This window comes from Nonomuraea indica (genome assembly GCF_002850745.1).
GTDB lineage: Bacteria > Actinomycetota > Actinomycetes > Streptosporangiales > Streptosporangiaceae > Nonomuraea > Nonomuraea indica.
The window spans coordinates 101318-120804 of sequence record NZ_KZ559479.1 but is presented as its reverse complement, the minus strand read 5'-3'; the positions used below and the strand labels follow the sequence as shown (position 1 = coordinate 120804).

Annotated in this window: 24 protein-coding genes; 12 read left to right on the top strand and 12 right to left on the bottom strand. The window is 73.4% G+C overall.

Going from position 1 to position 19487, the window contains the following annotated elements:
- Positions 1-19: 19 nt before the first annotated feature.
- Together CXR44_RS29635 and CXR44_RS29630 are read right to left on the bottom strand one after the other, a co-directional pair.
- On the bottom strand, positions 20-1012 hold the full coding sequence (locus CXR44_RS29635) for an FAD binding domain-containing protein (protein WP_101789428.1): 993 nt from the start codon (positions 1010-1012) through the stop codon (positions 20-22).
- The gene (locus CXR44_RS29630; protein WP_101789427.1) at positions 1012-1557 is read right to left on the bottom strand and encodes a (2Fe-2S)-binding protein; all 546 of its coding nucleotides are present in this window, start codon (positions 1555-1557) and stop codon (positions 1012-1014) included. Before CXR44_RS29630 ends, CXR44_RS29635 begins: the two co-directional genes overlap by 1 nt.
- A gap of 141 nt (positions 1558-1698) precedes the next feature.
- Here CXR44_RS29630 and CXR44_RS29625 point away from each other — a divergent pair, with 141 nt between their 5' ends.
- Both CXR44_RS29625 and CXR44_RS29620 read left to right on the top strand, forming a co-directional pair.
- On the top strand, positions 1699-2367 hold the full coding sequence (locus CXR44_RS29625) for a TetR/AcrR family transcriptional regulator (RefSeq protein WP_101789426.1): 669 nt from the start codon (positions 1699-1701) through the stop codon (positions 2365-2367).
- A gap of 119 nt (positions 2368-2486) precedes the next feature.
- Positions 2487-3248: an SDR family NAD(P)-dependent oxidoreductase gene (locus CXR44_RS29620; RefSeq protein ID WP_101789425.1), complete on the top strand. Its 762-nt coding sequence runs from the start codon at positions 2487-2489 to the stop codon at positions 3246-3248.
- Between the two features lie 73 nt (positions 3249-3321).
- Here CXR44_RS29620 and CXR44_RS29615 read toward each other — a convergent pair whose 3' ends face one another.
- Entirely contained in the window at positions 3322-3792 is a 471-nt protein-coding gene (locus CXR44_RS29615; protein ID WP_101789424.1) for a pyridoxamine 5'-phosphate oxidase family protein, read from the bottom strand.
- Positions 3793-3986: 194 nt separating this feature from the next.
- Here CXR44_RS29615 and CXR44_RS29610 point away from each other — a divergent pair, with 194 nt between their 5' ends.
- The 5 genes from CXR44_RS29610 (at position 3987) to CXR44_RS29585 (ending at position 7656) form a co-directional block, all read left to right on the top strand.
- On the top strand, positions 3987-5132 hold the full coding sequence (locus tag CXR44_RS29610; protein ID WP_245899543.1) for an alpha/beta hydrolase family protein: 1146 nt from the start codon (positions 3987-3989) through the stop codon (positions 5130-5132).
- Positions 5133-5270: 138 nt separating this feature from the next.
- Positions 5271-6101, top strand: a complete 831-nt coding sequence (locus CXR44_RS29605) for an alpha/beta fold hydrolase (RefSeq protein WP_101789422.1) — start codon at positions 5271-5273, stop codon at positions 6099-6101.
- Between the two features lie 223 nt (positions 6102-6324).
- Complete coding sequence (locus CXR44_RS29595) at positions 6325-6765, top strand: MerR family transcriptional regulator (protein ID WP_101789421.1); 441 nt, start codon at positions 6325-6327, stop codon at positions 6763-6765.
- 61 nt (positions 6766-6826) lie between these two features.
- Positions 6827-7150: an ArsR/SmtB family transcription factor gene (locus CXR44_RS29590; RefSeq protein ID WP_101789420.1), complete on the top strand. Its 324-nt coding sequence runs from the start codon at positions 6827-6829 to the stop codon at positions 7148-7150.
- A complete protein-coding gene (locus CXR44_RS29585; RefSeq protein ID WP_180903766.1) occupies positions 7147-7656 on the top strand; it encodes an SRPBCC domain-containing protein in 510 nt (169 codons plus the stop codon). Before CXR44_RS29590 ends, CXR44_RS29585 begins: the two co-directional genes overlap by 4 nt.
- Positions 7657-7663: 7 nt before the next feature.
- Here CXR44_RS29585 and CXR44_RS29580 read toward each other — a convergent pair whose 3' ends face one another.
- Entirely contained in the window at positions 7664-7876 is a 213-nt protein-coding gene (locus CXR44_RS29580) for a hypothetical protein (protein WP_101789418.1), read from the bottom strand.
- A 24-nt stretch (positions 7877-7900) separates the two neighbouring features.
- Positions 7901-8872, bottom strand: a complete 972-nt coding sequence (locus CXR44_RS29575) for a helix-turn-helix transcriptional regulator (protein WP_101789507.1) — start codon at positions 8870-8872, stop codon at positions 7901-7903.
- A gap of 173 nt (positions 8873-9045) precedes the next feature.
- On the opposite strand from CXR44_RS29575, the gene CXR44_RS29570 reads away from it, so the two are divergent.
- The gene (locus CXR44_RS29570; protein ID WP_101789417.1) at positions 9046-9285 is read left to right on the top strand and encodes a hypothetical protein; all 240 of its coding nucleotides are present in this window, start codon (positions 9046-9048) and stop codon (positions 9283-9285) included.
- A gap of 11 nt (positions 9286-9296) precedes the next feature.
- Here the strand turns inward: CXR44_RS29570 and CXR44_RS29565 are convergent, their stop codons facing one another.
- Positions 9297-10058, bottom strand: a complete 762-nt coding sequence (locus CXR44_RS29565) for a TSUP family transporter (protein ID WP_101789416.1) — start codon at positions 10056-10058, stop codon at positions 9297-9299.
- A 134-nt stretch (positions 10059-10192) separates the two neighbouring features.
- On the opposite strand from CXR44_RS29565, the gene CXR44_RS29560 reads away from it, so the two are divergent.
- Entirely contained in the window at positions 10193-11311 is a 1119-nt protein-coding gene (locus CXR44_RS29560; RefSeq protein ID WP_245899542.1) for an epoxide hydrolase family protein, read from the top strand.
- A gap of 218 nt (positions 11312-11529) precedes the next feature.
- Positions 11530-12108, top strand: coding sequence for a TetR-like C-terminal domain-containing protein (locus tag CXR44_RS29555; protein WP_180903765.1), 579 nt, complete (start codon positions 11530-11532; stop codon positions 12106-12108).
- A 5-nt stretch (positions 12109-12113) separates the two neighbouring features.
- Here the strand turns inward: CXR44_RS29555 and CXR44_RS29550 are convergent, their stop codons facing one another.
- Genes CXR44_RS29550 through CXR44_RS29540 form a run of 3 tightly spaced genes read right to left on the bottom strand, consistent with a single transcriptional unit; the run spans position 12114 to position 14915 of the window.
- Positions 12114-12872: an ATP-binding cassette domain-containing protein gene (locus CXR44_RS29550; RefSeq protein WP_101789413.1), complete on the bottom strand. Its 759-nt coding sequence runs from the start codon at positions 12870-12872 to the stop codon at positions 12114-12116.
- Positions 12869-13921 (bottom strand): ABC transporter permease, encoded by a 1053-nt coding sequence (locus tag CXR44_RS29545; RefSeq protein ID WP_245899540.1) that lies wholly within the window; start codon positions 13919-13921, stop codon positions 12869-12871. The genes CXR44_RS29550 and CXR44_RS29545 overlap by 4 nt, the downstream gene beginning before the upstream one ends.
- Positions 13922-13940: 19 nt before the next feature.
- Positions 13941-14915: a sugar ABC transporter substrate-binding protein gene (locus tag CXR44_RS29540; RefSeq protein WP_101789412.1), complete on the bottom strand. Its 975-nt coding sequence runs from the start codon at positions 14913-14915 to the stop codon at positions 13941-13943.
- Positions 14916-15048: 133 nt separating this feature from the next.
- Between CXR44_RS29540 and CXR44_RS29535 the strand changes: the two genes are divergently transcribed.
- Complete coding sequence (locus CXR44_RS29535; RefSeq protein ID WP_245899538.1) at positions 15049-15681, top strand: TetR/AcrR family transcriptional regulator; 633 nt, start codon at positions 15049-15051, stop codon at positions 15679-15681.
- Positions 15682-15685: 4 nt separating this feature from the next.
- Here the strand turns inward: CXR44_RS29535 and CXR44_RS29530 are convergent, their stop codons facing one another.
- Together CXR44_RS29530 and CXR44_RS29525 are read right to left on the bottom strand one after the other, a co-directional pair.
- Entirely contained in the window at positions 15686-16633 is a 948-nt protein-coding gene (locus CXR44_RS29530) for an HpcH/HpaI aldolase/citrate lyase family protein (RefSeq protein WP_101789410.1), read from the bottom strand.
- Positions 16630-17817, bottom strand: a complete 1188-nt coding sequence (locus CXR44_RS29525) for a CaiB/BaiF CoA transferase family protein (RefSeq protein ID WP_101789505.1) — start codon at positions 17815-17817, stop codon at positions 16630-16632. The genes CXR44_RS29530 and CXR44_RS29525 overlap by 4 nt, the downstream gene beginning before the upstream one ends.
- Before the next feature lie 153 nt (positions 17818-17970).
- On the opposite strand from CXR44_RS29525, the gene CXR44_RS29520 reads away from it, so the two are divergent.
- On the top strand, positions 17971-18597 hold the full coding sequence (locus CXR44_RS29520; RefSeq protein WP_101789409.1) for a GntR family transcriptional regulator: 627 nt from the start codon (positions 17971-17973) through the stop codon (positions 18595-18597).
- 60 nt (positions 18598-18657) lie between these two features.
- On the opposite strand, the gene CXR44_RS29515 is transcribed toward CXR44_RS29520, so the two are convergent.
- On the bottom strand, positions 18658-19443 hold the full coding sequence (locus CXR44_RS29515; protein WP_101789408.1) for an inositol monophosphatase family protein: 786 nt from the start codon (positions 19441-19443) through the stop codon (positions 18658-18660).
- Positions 19444-19487: the final 44 nt, after the last annotated feature.

Genomic DNA, 19487 nt, shown 5'->3' with positions numbered 1-19487 from the left:
GTCAAACCGGGTCTGCCGCTCATGCCGTGCCCGCCTCGGCCGCCAGCTGCCGCAACGTGGCCACGACGGTCCGCCGCGCCAGCTCGATCTTGAACGTGTTGTCCGGCCGGCCGGTCGCCGCCGCCAGCTCGGCGTCGGCCGCCTGCCGGAACGCCTCCTCCGTCGCCGGCCCGCCGAGCAGCACCCGTTCGGCCTCGTGCGCCCGCCACGGCTTGGCCGCCACCCCGCCGAGCGCCAGCCGCACGGCGCCGACCGCGCCGTCGCGCACCTCCAGCGCCGCGGCCACCGACACCAGGGCGAAGGCGTAGGAGGCCCGGTCGCGCACCTTGCGGTAGCGGGACCGGGCCGCGACGGGCAGCTCGGGCAGCTCCACGGCGGTCACCAGCTCACCGGGCCGGAGCGTCGTCTCCAGGTGCGGGGTGCCTTCGGGCAGGCGGTGGAAGTCGCCCAGCGAGATCCGGCGCGTGCCGCCCTCGCCCGTCACCTCCACGACCGCGTCCAGGGCGGCCAGCGCGACCGCCATGTCGGACGGGTGCGTGGCGATGCAGCTCTCGCTCGTGCCGAGCACGGCGTGGTAGCGGTTGAACCCGCCGATCGCGTCGCAGCCGCTGCCGGGCTCCCGCTTGTTGCAGGCGGCGGCGCCGTCGTAGAAGTACAGGCAGCGGGTGCGCTGGAGCAGGTTGCCGCCCACGGTCGCCATGTTGCGCAGCTGCGCCGAGGCGCCGCTGAGCAGCGCCTGCGACAGCACCGGGTAGCGGGCGCGCACGAGCGGGTGCGCCGCCAGGTGGCTGTTGCGCACCAGCGCGCCGATCCGCAGCCCGCCGCCCGGCGGCTCCGTCACCTCGGCCAGCGGGAGCCGGGTGATGTCGACGAGCGTGCTCGGCCGCTCGATGTCCTCGCGCATCAGGTCGACGAGGTTGGTCCCGCCGCCGAGGAACTTCGCGCCCGGCCGCGCCGCCTCGCGCACCGCCTCGGCGACGTCTCCGGCGCGCACGTACGTGAACGGCCTCATCAGCGCGTCATCTCCGCGTCCGTGGCGGCGACTTCCTGGATCGCGGCGACGATCCCGTTGTAGGCGCCGCAGCGGCACAGGTTGCCGCTCATCCGCTCGCGGATCTCGGCCTCGGAGAGCACGGGAGGCGGCCCGGAAGGGGCCTCCGGCAGGCCGGGGGGCTGTTCGGTCACCGCGCTCGGCGCTCCCGCCCGGTGTTCGGCCAGCATCCCGATCGCCGAGCAGAGCTGGCCCGGGGTGCAGTATCCGCACTGGAGGCCGTCGTGGGCGATGAACGCCTTCTGGAGCGGGTGCAGTCGTTCGCCGTCGGCGAGGCCCTCGACGGTGGTGATCTCCCGTCCCTCGTACTGCACCGCCAGCGCGAGGCAGGAGACGATCCGCTCGCCGTCGGCGAGCACCGTGCACGCGCCGCACGCTCCCTGCGCGCAGCCCTTCTTCGCGCCGGTCAGGCCGAGGTGCTCGCGCAACGCGTCGAGCAGGCTGACCTGGGGTTCGATGTCGAGCGTCGCGGTGGCGCCGTTGACCCGTATCCGCACTTCGGCCATGTGCTCTCTCCGATCGCGTCCGTCGCCGTCCAGCATGCCCCGCCGTACGGGGGCGGCATGCCCGGCCGACATTAACAGAACACCGTTCCCTTAACAAGAGACTGCTGTTCCGTTAGGTGCCGGGCGTATGCTGGGTCGGCTATGACCCGACCCACGTTCGTGCGGGCCAGACGGCCGGAGCACAAGCAACAACGGCGCGAGGCGATCCTCGAAGCCGCCCGCCGGCTCGCCCTGGAGTCCGGGGTCCGCAACGTCACCCTCGGCGGCGTCGCCACGGCCGTCGGGCTGGCCAAGTCGAACGTGGTGCGCTACTTCGGCACCCGCGAGGAGATCTACCTGGAGCTCCTGAGCGAGGCCGGCCGCGACTGGCACGACGCCGTCGTCCAACGGCTCGGCGCGCCCACCCCGCCGGGCGACGTCGTCACCGTGCTGGCCGAGACCCTGGCCGAGCGGCCCCTCTTCTGCGACCTGCTCGGACAGCTCTCCCAGCACCTCGAGCACAACGTCTCGCTCACCGCGGCCCGCGCCTTCAAGGAGACCGCCCTCGAACTGACCACCGGACTCGGCCGCGCGGTAGCCCGGGCGCATCCCGAGCTGACCGTGGACGAGGCCGTCGAGCTCACCCACCTCGCCGCCTGGCTGGCCGGTTGCCTGTACGCGGCCTCCCACCCCTCGCCCGCCATCGCCGAGCTCTACCAGCAGGAACCCCATCTCCTCGCCGCGCTGTGCCCGCCGTTCCTGCCCACCCTCCGCCGCGCCCTCGCCGCCCTCGCCGCCGGCCTGCCCACCCTCCGCGACCAGCCGGCGTAGCGCTCGCCGCCCTGCCGGACCCGGCGGCCCGGCCGGACGTCGCCGCGCTCCCGCAGCATTCATCCCATCATCGGTCAATCCCTGGAAAACTCCGGCGCCGCCTGCTAGCTTGCTCATCCGTGTCCGACTACTTGCGTGAGCTCTTCTCCCTTGACGGCCGCCGCGCCCTGGTGACCGGCGGCAGTTCCGGCATCGGGTACGCCATGGCGGAGGCGATCGGCCGGGCCGGCGCCGAGGTGGTCATCGTGGCCCGCCGGCAGGCGGCACTCGACGAGGCCCTGGCCGGGCTACGGCGGCACGGCGTCACCGCCTCGGCCATCAGCGCCGACCTGGGAGACCGCGACGCCGTCCAGCGGGTCTGCGACGAGGCGGGCCACATCGACATCCTGGTGAACGACGCCGCCAACAACATCCGCAAGCCCATGGCCGAGCTCACCCTCGACGACTACGAGCAGACCATCGCGGTCAACCTGACCGCCCCCTACCTGCTCGGACAGCACTTCGGCCCGCGCATGGCCGAGCGCGGCTGGGGCCGCATCATCAACGTCGGCTCCCAGCAGACCGTCAGCGCCTTCGGCGACAGCGGCGTCTACGGTGCGGCCAAGGCCGGCATCGCCGGGCTGACCCGTTCGCAGGCCGAGGCCTGGTCGCGGCACGGGGTCCAGGTCAACACGATCATCCCCGGCTTCGTGCTGACCCCGCTGACGGCGCCCGCCCAGGCGATCCCCGGCCGCACCGAGCAGCTCGCGGCCCGCCACATGGTCGGCCGCAACGGTGTGCCCGCGGACTTCGCGGGCGCGGCGGTGTTCCTGTCGAGCGACGCCTGCGGCTTCGTCACCGGCCAGATGCTCTTCGTCGACGGCGGCTTCGCCGTGCACTGACCGCCGTCTCGGGCCTTCCGCCGTCGTGGAGGGCGTGCGGGCGCACCGGCGATCGCGTGTCCGACGTTGTAGATCACTTGCGCCGGAGGTGCCGGACGCCCACTCCCTCACGCCAGGAGTCCATGACCAGGTCGTCGGCTTCGACGCGGGTCCACACCACCTCGGTCAGCTCCACCCTGAACAGGTGCGAGCCGACGCCGGGCAGCTCGAACGAGGCGAGCACCTGCGCGTCGGTCACCTCCACCGCCCTCCCGGCCAGCTTGACGTCACCCTCCCACCTCGACGGGTCGGCCGGGTCGGGGGCGGCGGAGGTGACGTGCACGGCCATGCGCGGATCTCGCCGCAGATCGAGCGCCTTGACCGCACCCGCCATGGACCCCAGCCACAGCTCACCGTCGCGGAAGTCGACCTCGGTGCCGCTGACCCGCGGCGAGCCGTCCTTCCGGAGCGTGGCCAGCACCTTGTGCTGGTATCGGTCCATCAACCGCCGCGCCACCGCCGCCAGCTCGGGCGCCTGATCTTCGAACTCCCGCCAAGAAGCCATGCCCCCATCATCCACACGCCCACCGACAGAATCTCCGGAGGACGGGCGGGGCACGGGTCCACCCGAAGCGGCCAGGCGGCGGCGTGGTCGCGTCCGGTACGACCACGGGCGTAGACGGTGGCCCGGAAGTCGCAGGTGGAGCGTGGACGTTCGACCGAAGCGGACGCCGCGGCGGGACCTGGAGCATGGGCGGCATGAGAATCACGATCATGCTCGGCGCCCGCGTGGCGGGCGCCGTCGCCGCGGGTCTGCTCGCCCTCGTCGCGGCCGTGCCGGCCCAGGCGACGGGTCCGGCGCGCGCCGAGCCCGCCCCGGGTGAGAGCCTCGCACTCCCCGCCCCGACCGGGTCGCAGCCGGTGGGAACGGTCAGCCTGCACCTGGTCGACCGAGGCCGTCCGGACCCCTGGGTGCCCACGGCGAAGGCCAGGGAGCTCATGGTCTCGCTGTGGTACCCGGCCCGCAGGGGCGAGGGCCGGCCCGCGCCGTACATGACCGACGCGGAGGCCGCGGCCCTCCTGGCGGGCCAGAAGATCACCGATGTGCCGAAGGAGGCGCTCAGCGGCATCAGGACCCACGCGGTCACCGGCGCCCGCCCGGCCGGGCGCAAGGGAGCGCTGCCGCTGGTGGTGCTCTCGCCCGGGTTCACCATGGCGCGCTCGTCGCTCACCGGCCTCGCGGAGGAGCTGGCCAGCCGGGGGTACGTGGTCGCCGGCATCGACCACGTCCACGAGTCGTACGGCACCAGCCTGCCCGGCGGCCGGCTGGCCGGTTGCGAGGCCTGCGCGGAGCAGGAAGCCGACGCCTGGAAGTTCGGGGACAAGGCGGTCAGGGCCCGGCAGGCGGACGTGTCGTTCGTGCTCGACCGGCTGCTCGGGCGGCATCCGGTGTGGCAGGGCGGCAGGCTCGTGGACCGCTCACGCATCGGCATGGCCGGGCACTCGCTGGGCGGCTCCAGCACGACGTGGACGATGCTGAACGACCCGCGCGTGCGCGCCGGGGTCAACATGGACGGCACCTTCTTCGTTCCCGTCCCGGACAAGGGGCCGGCACGGCCGTTCATGCTGATGGGCGCGGGCGACGCGCACGAGCCGGGCGGCAAGGACGTCACCTGGGGCCGTGACTGGGCGCGCATGACGGGCTGGAAGCGCTGGCTCACCGTGCGAGGCGGCGACCACTCCTCCTTCACGGACTACCCGCTGCTCACCAAGCAGTCGGCCCGAGAGCTGGAGATCACCCGGGCGTACGTGACCGCCTTCATGGACCGGCACCTGCGCGAGCGCGACCAGCGGCTGCTGGACGGCCCCTCCGCGGCCTTCCCCGAGGTCACTTTCTGGAAGTGAGGCCCGTCCCGGGAGCGGTTCCCGGGACGGCGCCCGGAGAGGCCGGCGGGGCCCCGTCCGATCGCCCTGGCCGGGTGGGGCTCCGCGCCTCCGCACCCACCTGTTGACAAATTTTTTTGTCGGTGAGAGGGTCAGGGCATGGAAGCGAACAAGACGCTCAAGGTTCCCGGCGCGACCCTCTACTACCAGGTGCGGGGCAGCGGCCCCGTGCTGCTGATGATCCCGGGCGGCCCCACCGACGCCGCGATCTTCGCCGACCTCGTGCCGCACCTCACCGACCGCTTCACGGTCGTGGCCTACGACCCGCGCGGCAACTCCCGCAGCGTCCTCGACGGCCCGGCGCAGGACGTGGACGCCGACGTGCACGGCGACGACGCCCACCGCCTGCTCGCCGAGCTGGGGGACGAGCCCGCCTACGTGTTCGGCTCCAGCGGCGGCGCCGTCATCGGCCTCAACCTGGCCGCCCGGTATCCCGGCCGGGTGCGCGTGCTGGTGGCGCACGAGCCGCCGTGCGGGCGCGTCCTGCCCGACGCCGAGGAGTACGTCGCGGGCACCGAGGAGGTCTACCAGGCCTACCGCGACCAGGGGGTCGAAGCGGGCATGAAGCGGTTCGAGGAGCTCGTCGGGCTCAGCGGCGAGGAGCAGGAGCCGCCGCGGACCCCGCCCAGCCCCGAGATGATGGAGGGCTGGGGCCGGATCGGCGGCAACCTCGACTTCTTCCTCGCCCACGTGCTGCGCCCGGTCAGCGGCTACCTGCCCGACGTGGCCGCCCTGCGGTCGGGCCCCGCCAGGATCGTCATCGGGGTCGGGGACGCCTCGACGGACCGCCAGTACGCCTACCGCAGCGCGGTCGCGCTGGCCGAGCAGCTCGGCACGCCGCCCACCGTGTTCCCCGGCGACCACGGCGGCTTCGTGGGCCGTTCCGCCGACTTCGCCGTGGCCCTGAAAAGGGCGCTCGGCGGCGCGTGAGGCGGAGGCGGGCGGACGCGGGCGGGCGGCACGCTCGTCAGCGAAGCCCCCTGCAGCAGCGCCTCCAGCTGCTCCATGGTCCGCGGCCCGACGATCACCGAGGTGACGGCGGGGCGCTCGGCGGCGAAGGCCACGGCCAGCTCGGGGAGCGTGCGGCCGATGCTTCGAGGGCACAAGCCAGGGGTTGGAGCCGGCTCCAGGTCAAGGCCGTATCCTGGCCCGCATGCCGAGCGACACGGACGGACTGAGCATCGGGCAGGTGGCCGAGCGCACCGGCCTGAGCGTGCACACGCTGCGCTTCTACGAGCGCGAGGGCCTGCTGACGCGGCCGGTGCGGCGCGCGGCCGGCGGACGGCGCGTCTACGCCGAGCAGGACGTCGAATGGCTGCGCGTGTGCGTCATCCTGCGCGCGTCGGGCATGCCGCTGCCCGCCATCCGGGAGTACGCCCGGCTGAGCGCCGAGGGCCCGGGAAACGAGAGCGGCCGGCTGGAGCTGCTGCGCCGCCACCGCGAGACGGTCAACGCCCAGCTGGAGCTGCTCGGCCGCAGCCTCGACCTGATCGAGTTCAAGGTCAGGGTGTACGAGGACATCCTCGATCACGGCCACGGCTGCGCCCTGCCCGCCGAGCCGCCTCGCCAGGAGTCCCCGGCGCCCGCAGGATGACCGCCGCGCACGCCGCTATCGTGGACGGCGAGGACCCCGGCGAAGGCGGTGGAAGGCAGACGTGGACGACGTGGACGCGACGCTGGCCGCCCTCGCCGACCCGACCCGGCGCAAGGTGATCGACCTGCTGCGCGAGGGCCCCCGGCCGGCTGGGGAGCTGGCGCAGGCCGTCCAGATGAGCGCACCTGCGCTGAGCAGGCACCTGCGGGTGCTGCGCGGCGTCGGGCTGGTGGAGGTCGCCACGGGCGGCGACGACGCCCGGCTGCGGCTCTACACCCTGCGGCAGGAGCCGTTCGAGGCGCTGCGCGCGTGGCTGGACCAGGTGCAGGCGTTCTGGGCCGAACAGCTCGGCTCGTTCAAGGACCACGTGGAGCGCGGCCGGTGAGCCGCCCGGCCGACGGGCCGCCCGACAGCGTGCGGGCGCGGGTGACGGTGCCGGTCGACCCGGCCACGGCGTTCCGGATCTTCACCGACGAGATCGACGGCTGGTACGTGCGCGGCCCGCACAGCTGGGTCGATCCGGCCCGGGCGACGGCGATCAGGTTCGAGGGCGGCTACCTGCGGGAGCTGTGGGACGACGGCGGGCACGTCGACACCGGGCGGGTGCTGGTGTGGGAGCCGCCGCGCCGGCTCGTGTGGGCCGACCTGCTGCACCGGACGGGCCGCATGGAGGTCGAGGTGGTCTTCTCCCCCGTGGCCGGCGGCACCGAGGTGCTGCTGGAGCACCGCGGCCTGGACACGTTGCCGCCCGCCGTGGCCGGCCGCATCCGCCTCGGCTACTCCTGGGACATCGCGCTGCAGTGGTTCGCCGGGGCGCTCGGCGGCACGCGGCCGGAGGCGGCGTCGAAGACGGCGGCCTCCGGAGCGGAGCCGGACCGGACGCCGCCGTAGCGGCCGGCTAGCTGCGCCCGTACTTCTTGTGCACCGCCTGCTTGCTGACGCCGATGGCGTCGGCGATCTGCGACCAGGGCAGCCCCGCCACCCGCGCCCGGCGCACCTGCACCGCCTCCATGCGCTCCAGCTCGTGGCGCAACGCCGTGGTGGCCTGCAGGGCGAGCAACGGGTCGTCGTCCTGCGCCTGCCGCATCAGGCTTCCCAGGTCGTTCGTCATGTGTCCACGGTAGACCAGCGGGGGTCAGCCGTAGAGCTCGGCGAGGTCGGCGACCGCCTCGGCCATCATCGCGCGCAGCTCGGGCGGGTCGAGCACCTCCACGCTCGCCCCCATGCGCAGCAGCAGCCAGCGGGCGTGCCTGAACGACTCGACCGGCACGGTGAGGGTGCGCCATCCGTCGGCGTCCGGCTCGCCCGCGGCGGCCAGCGCCGCCGTCACCACGTCGCCGCCCAGCGTGTAGGCGAGCAGGCCGTCGGCGCCGGGGGCCAGCCTGATGACGGCCTCGGCGGTGTACATGCGCGCGCGGAACTCGCGGGCGTAGTCCTGCCAGAACGCGGACAGGTCGAAACCCGCGGGCCGCTCGAACCGGCCGGGCAGCGTCCGCAGCCGCAGGATGCGGGAGACGCGGTAGGTGCGCGGCCGCTCCCCCTGCGGCGCGGCCACCATGTACCAGGAGCCGCCCTTGAGCACCAGCCCGTACGGGTGGACGATCCGTTCGACCTCCTCGCTGCCCCACCGCCGGTAGGTCATCTCCAGCGGACGCGGCTCCCACACGGCGTCGGCCACCTCGCTGAGGTGCGGGACGTCGTCGGCGGTGCGGTACCAGCCGGGCACGTCGAGCAGGAACCGCTCGCGCATCCGGGAGGCGTGCGAGCGCGGCTCGGGCGGCAGCGCGGCCAGGAGTTTCAGCTCGGCGGTGGCCGCCACCTCGGCCAGCCCCAGCTCCGCGGCCGGGCCGGGCAGGCCCGCCAGGAACAGCGAGGACGCCTCCTCGGCCGTCAGCCCGGTCAGCCGGGTGCGGTAGCCGTCGAGCAGCTGGTAGCCGCCCGCGGGGCCGCGGTCGGCGTAGACGGGAACACCGGCGGACGCCAGCGCCTCCACGTCGCGGTAGACGGTGCGGACCGACACCTCCAGCTCGGCCGCCAGCTCGGGGGCGGTCATCCGGCCGCGCGTCTGCAGCAGCAGGAGGAGGGAGAGCAGGCGGCCGGCGCGCATGGCGGCCATTGTACGGACGCCGGCCGCGCGTCAGCGGAGGCCGTGGGGGCCGCCGGGTTCGCGAGCGGAACGCTACTTTGGTCGGTGGCGCGGCGACCAAAGATCATCGCTGGACCGTCCGGGCGAGCCGGATGGCCGATCCTCGGCGGGGTCGCCGTCACTAGCGTGGGTGCATGCGCAACGCCATCCGCCTCCTGGGCGTCCTCATGATCCTGGAAGGGGTCAGCGGCACCATCGACGAGATCGCCGGGCAGCCGTTCATGGGGATCGTGCTCAACGCGTTCAACCGGCTGGTGGTGCACCGGGTGGCGCTCTTCGAGGGGTACGAGGTGTTCGCGAACCTGGCGCTGGCCGTCCTGGGCGTCGCCGTGGCGGTGGCGGCCGGCCGGGCGCAGGGTCCCCGTACCGGGTGAGGGGGCGCGGGTCAGCCGAACTGCTGCCAGCCGAGCCGGATCACCATCGCCACGACGACACACAGCAGCACGATCCGGACGAAGGCCGTGCCACGCCTGAGCGCCATCCGGGCGCCCACCTGGGCTCCGGCGATGTTGCAGGCCGCCATGCCGAGGCCCAGCCACCACAGCACGTGCCCCTGCCAGCCGAACACGAGAAGCGCGCCCAGGTTCGTCCCGGTGTTGAGGATCTTGGCTGAGGCGGACGCGGAGACGAAGTCCCAGCCCAGGATCGTGGTGAACGCGATGATCAGGAAGGTGCCGGTGCCCGGCCCCATGATTCCGTCGTAGAAGGCGAGGACCACGCCGCCGACCGCGACGGCGGCCACCGTGCGGCCGCGGGTTCGCAGGTGCGGCCGGGGCGCCGATCCCAGCGCGGGCCGGAGCGCCACGAACACGGCCACCGCCAGCAGCACCGCCATCACGGCCGGACGCAGCACCTCCACCGAGATCGCGGCCGCCGCCGAGGCGCCCAGCCCGGCGCTCGCCACCGCCAGGGCCGCCCCGGGGATCGTCACCTGCCGGTCCACCTTGATGGTCCGCGCGTACGTGACGGCGGCGGAGGCGGTGCCGAAGACGGAGGACAGCTTGTTCGTGGCCAGCGCCTGGACCGGTGGCACGCCGGCGACCATGAGCGCCGGAAGCTGCAGCAGCCCGCCACCGCCCACGACGGCGTCCACCCAGCCCGCTCCGGCCGCGGCCACCAGCAGCAACAGCACCTGTTCCAGTGACACCCGACTCCCCCGGTCCCCCGACATAAACCCCAAGAGCGTACAGAACCGGCCGCGAAGACCGTGGAAGCAGGGTTGCCGCATCGAACCGTATGCTGTACGGTACACCGTACCGAAACGCTACGGGAGGCACGACCTTGACCCACCACTCCATCCGGCCCTACCGCTTCGAGGTGCCCGCCGGCGCCCTGGAGGACCTGCACGAGCGGCTCGACCGGGTGCGCTGGCCGGACGAGGTGCCCGGCCAGGACTGGCGGCTGGGCGTCCCGCTCGCCCACCTGAAGGAGCTGGTGCGCCACTGGCGCACCGGCTACGACTGGGAGCGCGCGCTGGGCGAGCTGACCCGCCACGAGCAGTTCTCCACCGAGATCGACGGGCAGCACATCCACTTCCTGCACGTCCGCTCCGCCCGCGAGGACGCGCTGCCGCTGCTGATCACACACGGCTGGCCGAGCTCCCCCGTCGAGTACCTCGACGTGATCGAGCCGCTCAGCCGCGACTTCCACCTCGTCATCCCGTCCCTGCCGGGATACGGCCTGTCGGGCCCGACCCGCGAGATGGGCTGGGGCTCCACCCGCGTCGCCAGGGCATGGCTGGAGCTGATGACCCGGCTCGGCTACGAGCGCTTCGGCGTGCAGGGCGGCGACTGGGGCACCTGGATCTCCCGCGAGACCGGCGTGCTCGCCCCCGAGCGGGTCGTCGGCATGCACGGCAACGGCATCATCTGCTTCCCCATCGGCGCGCCGGGCGAGCTCGACGGCCTCACCGAGGTGGAGCAGGAGCGGATGGCGTTCCGCGAGAGCTACCTGACCGAGCAGTACGGCTACAAGCTCATCCAGTCGGCCCGGCCGCAGACGTTCGCCTACGGCATGGCCGACTCGCCGGTGGCGCTGCTGTCGTGGTTCGCCGGCGTCTACCACGAATGGACCGACGGCGGCGTCGACACCGACCGGCTGCTCACCACGGTGATGCTCTACTGGCTGACCAACACCGCCGGCTCTGCGGCCCGGTCGTTCGTGGAGACGCCCGACACCGAGCAGGACACCAGCGTCGAGTGGGAGCTGAAGCCCGCGACGGTGCCCACGTCCGTCTCGGTCTTCCCCAAGGACATCCTGCGGCCGATCCGCCGTTTCGCCGAGCGGGACAACAACATCGTCGGCTGGGTGGAGCACGACCGGGGCGGCACCTTCGCCGCCCTGGAGCAGCCCGAGGCGTTTGTGCGCGACGTCCGGAAGTTCTTCGCCGGTCTGCGCTGACGCCCCGCGCCGCCGCCCGTTCCCGAGACCTTCCACGAGAGGCCCGCGGGAACGGGCTGTTGTGCGTTCAGCCGAGCGCCTTTACGTTGTAGATTCATTGACGGGCACGGATGGTGGCGCGGCTCCGAGCGGGAGGCATGACCACGTCTCGGTGGACCTCACAGTCTGGCAGCGCTGACCCTTACAGTCGCGCCCCGTCCCCGCTTACTGTGGAAGTCATGTCCGTGACGCCCCTGCGAGGAGGCGCCGCGCGGGAGGCCGAGCTGCTCGGCGCGGCGCTGGAGGTGCTGGCCGAGGGCGGCTACGAGCGGCTGAGCGCCGACGCCGTCGCGGCGCGGGCCAGGGCCGGCCGGCAGACCGTCCACCGGCGCTGGCCCACCAAGACCGACCTCGCGGCGGCCGCGTTCGCCGCCGCCGCCTCCCCCGTGCCCGAGCCGCCCGACACGGGCGCGCTGCGCGCCGACCTGCTCGCCTTCATGGAGTTCCTGGTCGAGGACCTGTACCGGCTCGGCGACGTCCTCGTGAGCCTCGTCGGCGAGATGCGCCACAACCCGCGGCTCGCCGCGGCGGTCGACGCGCACTACGTCGAGCGGCGCCGCCGCCTGGCGCTGGAGATCTTCCAGCGGGCGTGGGCCAGGGGCGAGCTGGACGCCGCCGCCGACACCGAGCTGCTGTGGCAGGTGGGCCCGGCGACGTTGCTCTTCCGGGGCCTGGTCAGCGGCGAGCCGGTGGACGGCGAGCTGGCCCGCCGCCTGGTCGACCACGTCATGCTGCCGCTGGCCACCGGCCGCAGGTAGGCGGGCTACTGTTCGCGTCTCAGCTCATGCTCCAGCTCCTCCAGCTCCGCGCCCCCGGCCATGAGCGCGGTAAGCTCCTGCCGGGTGATGTCGGCCTTGCCGTACTCGCCGAGGCTCGTCCCCCGGTTGAGCACCAGGAAGCGGTCGCCCACCGGATAGGCGTGGTGCGGGTTGTGCGTGATGAACACCACGCCGAGCCCGCGGTCGCGCGCCCTGGCGATGTAGCGCAGCACTACGCCCGCCTGTTTGACGCCGAGGGCCGAGGTGGGCTCGTCGAGGATGAGCACGCGGGCGCCGAAGTGGACCGCCCTGGCGATCGCCACCGACTGCCGTTCGCCGCCCGACAGGGTCCCCACGGGCTGGTCGACGTCGCGGATGTCGATGCCCATGGCCAGCAGTTCCTCGCGGGCGACCCGCCTGGCCTTGGCGACGTCGAACGCCAGGCCCCGGCGCGGCTCTGAGCCGAGGAAGAAGTTGCGCCACACCGACATGAGAGGAATCATCGCAAGGTCCTGGTAGACGGTGGCGATCCCCCGGTCGAGCGCCTCCCTCGGGCCGGCCAGCCGCACCTCCTCGCCGTCGAGCAGCAGCGTGCCGGCGTCATGCTGGTGCACGCCCGACAGGATCTTGATGAGCGTGGACTTGCCGGCGCCGTTGTCGCCGAGCACGCACGTCACCCGGCCGGCCTCGACGCCCATGGAGACGTCGCGCAGCGCCAGCACCGAGCCGAACGTCTTGCCGATCCCGCGCGCTTCCAGGATCACCGTCTCACCTCCTCGGCGTACCGCCTGACCAGGCGGTTGGCCAGCGTGGCGAGCAGCAGCATGCCGCCCAGGAAGAACGTGAACCAGTCGGCGTCCCAGCCCAGGAAGACGATCCCCTTGTCGGCCATCCCGAAGATGACCGCGCCGATCGAGGCGCCGATCGCGGAGCCGTAGCCGCCGGTCAGCAGGCAGCCGCCGATGACGGCGGCGATGATGTAGATGAACTCCTGCCCGATGCCGATGTTGGCCTGCACGGAGGTGTAGCGCAGGGCGAGGATGGAGCCGACCAGCCAGGCGGCGAACGCCGTCGTCATGAACAGCGCGATCTTCGTACGGGCGGCCGGCACGCCGACCGCGCGGGCGGCCTGCTCGTCGCCGCCCACCGCGAAGATCCAGTTGCCCGCCCGGGTGCGCATCAGCACCCAGGTGGCCACGGCGGTGACGAGCAGCCACCACAGGATCGCCACCCGGAAGGGGGTGCCGCCGATCTGGATCGTGCCCGCGAGGACCGCTCGGGCCTCCTCGAAGCCGGCCGCCCGGCGCAGGCCGCTGACCTGCACGGTGCCGGTCAGGGCCTTGGTGACGCCGAGGTTCACGCCCTGCAGCATGAGGAACGTGCCGAGTGTGACGATGAAGCTGGGCAGCCTGGTCCGGGTCACCATCATCCCGTTGCAGAACCCGACGCCCAGCGCCACGACCAGGGCGACGAGCATCGCCGACCACACGTCGAGCCCGTAGCGGGTGGCCAGCGTGACGACGATCAGCCCGGTGGTGCCGGTCAGCACCCCGGCCGACAGGTCGAACTCGCCGCCGATCATCAGCAGCGCGATGGCGACCGCCATGATGCCGAGCGTGGCGGCCGGATCGAGCCAGTTGGCGATGCCCGCGGGCGAGCGGAACACCGCCGACTGGCTCGCGAAGAACGCGAACACCACGAGCATCCCGACGACGGCGCCCAGCTCGGGCCGGATGAGCAGCCGACGCAGCAGCCCGCCGGCGGCGACCCGCTCGTCCGTCCGCCCGCCGGCGCGGCCGGCCACCGACGTCACGCCGCCTCCTCTCGACCGCTCATCGGGTGCCCGCCTCGGCCAGCCTGGCGACCTGCGCGGCGTTGTCCTTGGTGACGAAGCCGGGTCCCGTGTTGACGGGCAGCCCGCCGCCGACGGTGTTGAGGTTGTCCTTGTAGAGGGTCAGGAACGTGATCGGCAGGTAACCCTGGAGGTACTGCTGCTGGTCCACGGCGAACAGGATCTCCCCCGCGTTGATCGCGGTCACCACGTCGGCGGACAGGTCGAACGTGGCCAGCCTGGCCTTCGACCCGGCGTCGGCGATGGCGTCGCGGGCGGCGACGGCCACGGCGGGGTTGAGCGCGAGGACGCCGTCGATCCGCTGGTCGGACTGGAGCTTGGCGGTGACCTTGGAGGTGACGTCCGCGAGGTTGCTCACGTCGACCTGCAGCCGCTCGACCGCGCCGCCGAGGGTCTCCTCCGCGCCCTTGCACCGCTGGTCCAGGCCGATGTTGCCGGCCTCGTGGATGACGCACAGCAGCTTGGTCACGCCCGCGGCCTTGAGCTGCTCGCCGGTGCCCCGCCCGGCCACGTCCTCGGACTGGCCGACGTGGGTGAGGGCACCGAACTCCTTGGACGAGTCGCTGCCGGAGTTGATCGTCACCACCGGGATCCCGGCGGCGACGGCCTTGCCGACGGACTCCTTGAGCGCGTCGGGGTTGGCCAGGGACACCACGATGCCGTCGGCCTTTCTCGACACCGCCTGGTCGATGAGCTGCGACTGCTTGGCCGGGTCGCCGTCGCCCTGGTAGGTGACCGTGGCACCGTAACGCCTGCCGGCCGCCTCGGCGCCGTTCTTGACCACGTCCCAGAAGGCGTCCCCGGGGGCGCCGTGGGTGATGACGGCGAACGTGCCGCCCCCGGTCGGGGCGGCGGACCCCGCGGGAGCGGTCTCGGTGCCGGGTCCGGCAGGGGTGGAACAGCCGGTCAGGGTCAGGGCTGCGAGCAGGGCGAGCGCGATTGGGGTACGTCTCATGGGACACCTCCAAGGACCAACGGGCTAGCCCCGGTTCTACCCCAATGTCAACCATTTGTATAGACATACGGACCAATGCGGGTCACGTGTCGGCATAGTAGAACGGAATCATTCGTTCCCGTATGCTGGGTGCATGACAACTGCACCCATGAGCGGCCGCAAGGCGCAGGCAGCGCGCAACGACGAGCTGATCCTCCAGGCGGCGCGGGAGGTCTTCACCGCCGACCCCGGCGCGCCCATCGCGGCGGTCGCGGACCGGGCGGGCGTGGGCATCAGCGCGCTCTACCGCCGCTATCCCAGCAAGGAGGCGCTGCTGCAGAAGCTCTGCGGCGACGGGCTGAAGCTCTACATCGAGGTGTGCGAGCGGGTGATGCGCGAGAGCCGCGATCCGTGGGAGGAGTTCGCCGGCTATATGCGCGGCATCGTCGACGCCGACACCAACTCGCTCACCATCAAGCTGGCCGGGACGTTCCAGCCCACGGAGGAGCTGTTCCGCGACGCCGTCCGCGCCTCCGAGCTGGCGACCGAGGTGCACCGGCGGGCCGTCGAGGCGGGGGTGCTGCGGCCGGACGTGACGACCGCCGACATCGCGCTGCTCTTCGAGCAGCTCGCCTCGGTCAGGCTGGGCGGCCAGGAGCGCACCTCGCAGCTCCGGCACCGCTTCCTGGCGCTGGCGCTCGACGCGCTGCGCCTGCCGCCCGCCCACCGCCCGCTCCCCGGCCCCGCCCCGGAGGACGGCGAGCTGTCGTCCCGCTGGAACCCGTGAGAGGTCAGGGGGCGGCGTGACCGGGCCGGGCGGGACCGGAGGGGGCCTGGCCCGGGTCGGCGCCGTCGCGCCGGCGCCGACCGGGATCGGGGGCGAGGCGGTCGGCGAGGGCGAGCGTGCGGCGGGCGCGGGCCACGACGGGGGCGTCCACGAAGCGGCCGTCGGGCAGGGCCACCGCCCCCACCCCGTCCCGCTCGGCGCGCTCGGCCGCGTCGACGATCTCCCTGGCCCGGGCCGTCTCCTCGGCGGTGGGGGCGAACGCCTGCCTGATCACCGGGAGCTGGCGGGGGTGGATGGCCGCCCGGCCGAACAGGCCCAGCGCCCGGCCCGCCAGGCACGAGGCGAGCAGCCCCCGCTCGTCCTGTACGTGCGGGTGGACCGACAGCGGCACCGGCGGCAGCCCGGCGGCGGCCGCGGCGAGCACCACCTGGAGCCGCAGGTGGTCGAGGGCGCTCGCGTCCGTGATGGACAGCTCGGCGGCCAGGTCCTGCTCGCCGAGCGCGACGCCCGCGACCCGCGGATGGGCCGCGATCGCGGCGGCCCGCACGATGCCCGCCGCCGACTCCAGCAGCGCGTACGCCGGCACCGGGAAGTGGTCGAGCAGGTCGAGCGTGCGCGGCGACTCGACCTTCGGCAGCCGGACGGCGTCGAGTCCCGGCAGGTCCACCAGCTCGCTCAGGTCGTCCAGTCCTCGCTGGGTGGCGAGGTCGTTGACCCGTACGTGCACCTCCACCCCGTCCGTGGGCGCGGCCGCGCCGCGCTCGCGCAGATAGGCGGCCACGTTGGCGCGGGCCTCGTCCTTGCGGGCGGGCGCCACCGCGTCCTCCAGGTCGATGATGACCACGTCGGCCCCCGACGCGACCGCCTTGGCGAACCGTTCCGGCCGGTCGCCGGGCACGTACAGCCAGGTCACCCTGACGCGAGGCGCCGGAGCGGTCGCCGGGGCGGTCACGCGATCACCCCGCTCCCGCGCAGCGCCGCGATCTCCTCCGCGCCGTAGCCGAGCTCGCCGAGCACCTCGTCGGTGTCCCGGCCGAGCCGCCGCCCCGCCCAGCGCACCTCGCCGGGGGTGTCCGACAGGCGGAACAGCACGTTCTGCACGGTGACGGTGCCGAGTTCCTCGTCGGGCACGTCGAGGAAGGTGCCGAGGGCCGCGTACTGCGGGTCCTCGGCGATGTCGGTGACGTCGTAGATGGGCGCGACGGCGGCCTGCGCCTCCTCGAAGCGGGCGATGACCTCGTCGGCGTCCCGTTCGGCGATCCACGTCGCGACGGCCTCGTCCAGCTCGTCCACGTGCCGCACCCGTCCGCTGCCGGTGGCGAACCACGGCTGGGCCACCAGGTCGGGCCGGCCGACGAGGGTGAGGACGCGTTCGGCGATGGGCTGGGCGCTGGTGGAGACGGCCAGCCAGCGGCCGTCACGGGTGCGGTAGGTGTTGCGCGGCGCGTTGCTGCTGGACCGGTTGCCGGTGCGCCGGGGCACCACACCGAGCGCCCGGTAGGCGGTCATCTGCGGGCCGAGCAGGCCGAGGATCGGCTCGATGATCGCCATGTCGATGACCTGCCCGCGGCCCGTGCGTTCGCGGGCCTGGATCGCCACCATGACGGCGTACGCCATGGCGAGGCCGGCGATGCCGTCGGCGAGGGCGAGCGGCGGCAGGGTGGGCGGCCCGTCGGGCTCCCCGGTCATCGCCGCGAACCCGCTCATCGCCTCGGCCAGCGTGCCGAACCCCGGCCGCCCGGCCATCGGCCCGACCTGCCCGAACCCGGTCATGCGGGCCACGATGAGGCGCGGGTTCAGCTCCAGCAGGCCGGCGGGGGCGAGATCCCAGCGTTCCAGGGTGCCGGGACGGAAGTTCTCGATCAGGACGTCGGAGCGTTCGGCCAGGCGGCGCAGGACGTGCTGCCCGTCGGGGTGCGACAGGTCCACGGCGGCGGCGCGCTTGTTGCGCGCGAGCGTCTTCCACCACAGGCCCACGCCGTCCACGGAGGCGCCGTGCCCGCGCGCGGGGTCGCCGCGCCGGGGATGTTCGATCTTGATGACGTCGGCGCCGAAGTCGCCCAGCATCATCGCGGCGGAGGGTCCGGCGAACAGCGTCGCGGCGTCGATGACCCGCAGACCGGCGAGGCTTGTCATGACCATATAACGTATAAGAAATACGAAATGGCGCAACCTTTGCCCAGATTGCACGACACTGGGTGCATGCCGACCAGCGAGCCCCGACCGCCGACGAGCCCGCCGACGAGCCCGCCGACGAGCCCGCCGACGAGCCCGCCGATGAGCCCGCCGATGAGCAAGGCCGACTACGTCTACAGCGTGCTGCTCGACGAGATCCGCTCGGCCCGCATCCCCGGCGGCACGGCGCTGCGCGCCGGCGCGGTCGCCCGCCGGCTCGGGGTGTCGGTCACGCCGGTGCGCGAGGCGCTGCGCCGGCTGGAGAACGACCGGCTGATCAGCTATGAGGCGCACCACGGCGCGACGGTGGTGGACCTGGGCGAGGACGCGCTGGAGGAGTTCTACGGCGTGCGCGCGGTCGTGGAGGGGCTCGGCGCGCGCCTGGCCGCCGCCCGGATCACCCACGAGGAGCTCGACGGGCTGCGCGAGCTGCACGCCGCGATGGTCCGCGATGCCGGGGCCGGCCACCACGACCGGCTCGGCGAGCAGAGCAGGCTCTTCCACCTGCGCATCGCCGACATCGGCGGCCCGGCGTTCCTCGGCAGGCACGCCCGGGCGGTGCGCAACAGCTTCCCGGTGCCCGCCGAGGCGTCGCTCTGGCTGGACGACGCCCAGGTCGGCCCGCAGCTGGAGGCGCACGAACGCATCCTGGACGCCCTGGCCGCCGCCGACGGGGCGGCCGCCGAACGTCTCATGGCCGACCACGTGCGCCGCGCCGGCGACTACCGGCGAACGCGCTGACGGCGGCGGCCGGGCCGGGTCGGTCGCCGCCGTCAGCGGCGGCCGGGCCGGGTCGGTCGCTCAGGGCGTCACCTCGGCCAGCGCCGACGAGCTCAGGTCGAAGCCGTCCACGTGCGCCAGGTAGTCGCCCTTCGCCAGCGGGTCGCCCAGGTAGACACCGCCGGCCCGGCGCACCAGCAGCGCGCCGGCCGCCACGTCCCAGGGGCTCGCGCCCGTGCCGTAGGCGGCGTCGGACCAGCCGGCCGCGACGTGCGCCAGCTTCAACGCGGCGCTGCCGGGCCGCCGCACGGCCGCGAACGACGCCAGGAACCTGCCGTAGCGGCCCAGCGCCTCCTCCCGCCCGGCGACCATGTCCTCGGGAGTGGGATAGCTCGACAGCAGCATCGCCTCCCGGTCGCGCGAGGCTCCGACGCTGCGGATCGGCGTGCCGTTGCACCAGGCGCCCGCGCCGGAGGCGGTGAACTCGTCCTCGCGCACCGGGTCGTACACGACTCCCGCCACCAGCTCGCCCGCCACGGCCGCCGCGATGGAGACGCAGAAGAACGGCAGTCCGGCGGCGAAGTTGGCGGTGCCGTCGATGGGGTCCACGTACCAGCGCAGGTCTCCAGAGCCGGTCTCGCCGCCCTCCTCGCCCACGACGGCGCTGCCCGGCCAGCGGGCGTCGATCACCGCGCGGATCGTCTCCTCGGCCGCCCTGTCGTGCTCGGTCACCGGGTCGTGGAAGTCGCGTTTGGTGGTCACCGCCGGCCGCGACCGGAACGCCTTGCGCAACCGGGGGCCCACCGCCCTGGCCGCCTCGACGGCCGTCTCCAGCAGCTCCGTGTCCGGGTGTCGCGTCACGTCCATGTCTCCTCCGGCAGTCCGTACGGGTCTCCAGCAACCTCTCATGC

Excerpts from the sequence above, each read along its gene's own strand:
- CXR44_RS29540 (WP_101789412.1), bottom strand. The coding sequence starts at position 14,915 with ATGAGACGTACCCCAATCGCGCTCGCCCTGCTCGCAGCCCTGACCCTG.
- CXR44_RS29575 (WP_101789507.1), bottom strand. The coding sequence starts at position 8,872 with ATGCGCGCCGGCCGCCTGCTCTCCCTCCTCCTGCTGCTGCAGACGCGC.
- CXR44_RS29555 (WP_180903765.1), top strand. The coding sequence starts at position 11,530 with ATGTCCGTGACGCCCCTGCGAGGAGGCGCCGCGCGGGAGGCCGAGCTG.
- CXR44_RS29625 (WP_101789426.1), top strand. The coding sequence starts at position 1,699 with ATGACCCGACCCACGTTCGTGCGGGCCAGACGGCCGGAGCACAAGCAA.
- CXR44_RS29535 (WP_245899538.1), top strand. The coding sequence starts at position 15,049 with ATGACAACTGCACCCATGAGCGGCCGCAAGGCGCAGGCAGCGCGCAAC.
- CXR44_RS29635 (WP_101789428.1), bottom strand. The coding sequence starts at position 1,012 with ATGAGGCCGTTCACGTACGTGCGCGCCGGAGACGTCGCCGAGGCGGTG.
- CXR44_RS29520 (WP_101789409.1), top strand. The coding sequence starts at position 17,971 with ATGAGCAAGGCCGACTACGTCTACAGCGTGCTGCTCGACGAGATCCGC.
- CXR44_RS29595 (WP_101789421.1), top strand. The coding sequence starts at position 6,325 with ATGCCGAGCGACACGGACGGACTGAGCATCGGGCAGGTGGCCGAGCGC.
- CXR44_RS29615 (WP_101789424.1), bottom strand. The coding sequence starts at position 3,792 with ATGGCTTCTTGGCGGGAGTTCGAAGATCAGGCGCCCGAGCTGGCGGCG.
- CXR44_RS29525 (WP_101789505.1), bottom strand. The coding sequence starts at position 17,817 with ATGACAAGCCTCGCCGGTCTGCGGGTCATCGACGCCGCGACGCTGTTC.
- CXR44_RS29630 (WP_101789427.1), bottom strand. The coding sequence starts at position 1,557 with ATGGCCGAAGTGCGGATACGGGTCAACGGCGCCACCGCGACGCTCGAC.
- CXR44_RS29570 (WP_101789417.1), top strand. The coding sequence starts at position 9,046 with ATGCGCAACGCCATCCGCCTCCTGGGCGTCCTCATGATCCTGGAAGGG.
- CXR44_RS29515 (WP_101789408.1), bottom strand. The coding sequence starts at position 19,443 with ATGGACGTGACGCGACACCCGGACACGGAGCTGCTGGAGACGGCCGTC.
- CXR44_RS29610 (WP_245899543.1), top strand. The coding sequence starts at position 3,987 with ATGAGAATCACGATCATGCTCGGCGCCCGCGTGGCGGGCGCCGTCGCC.
- CXR44_RS29580 (WP_101789418.1), bottom strand. The coding sequence starts at position 7,876 with ATGACGAACGACCTGGGAAGCCTGATGCGGCAGGCGCAGGACGACGAC.
- CXR44_RS29605 (WP_101789422.1), top strand. The coding sequence starts at position 5,271 with ATGGAAGCGAACAAGACGCTCAAGGTTCCCGGCGCGACCCTCTACTAC.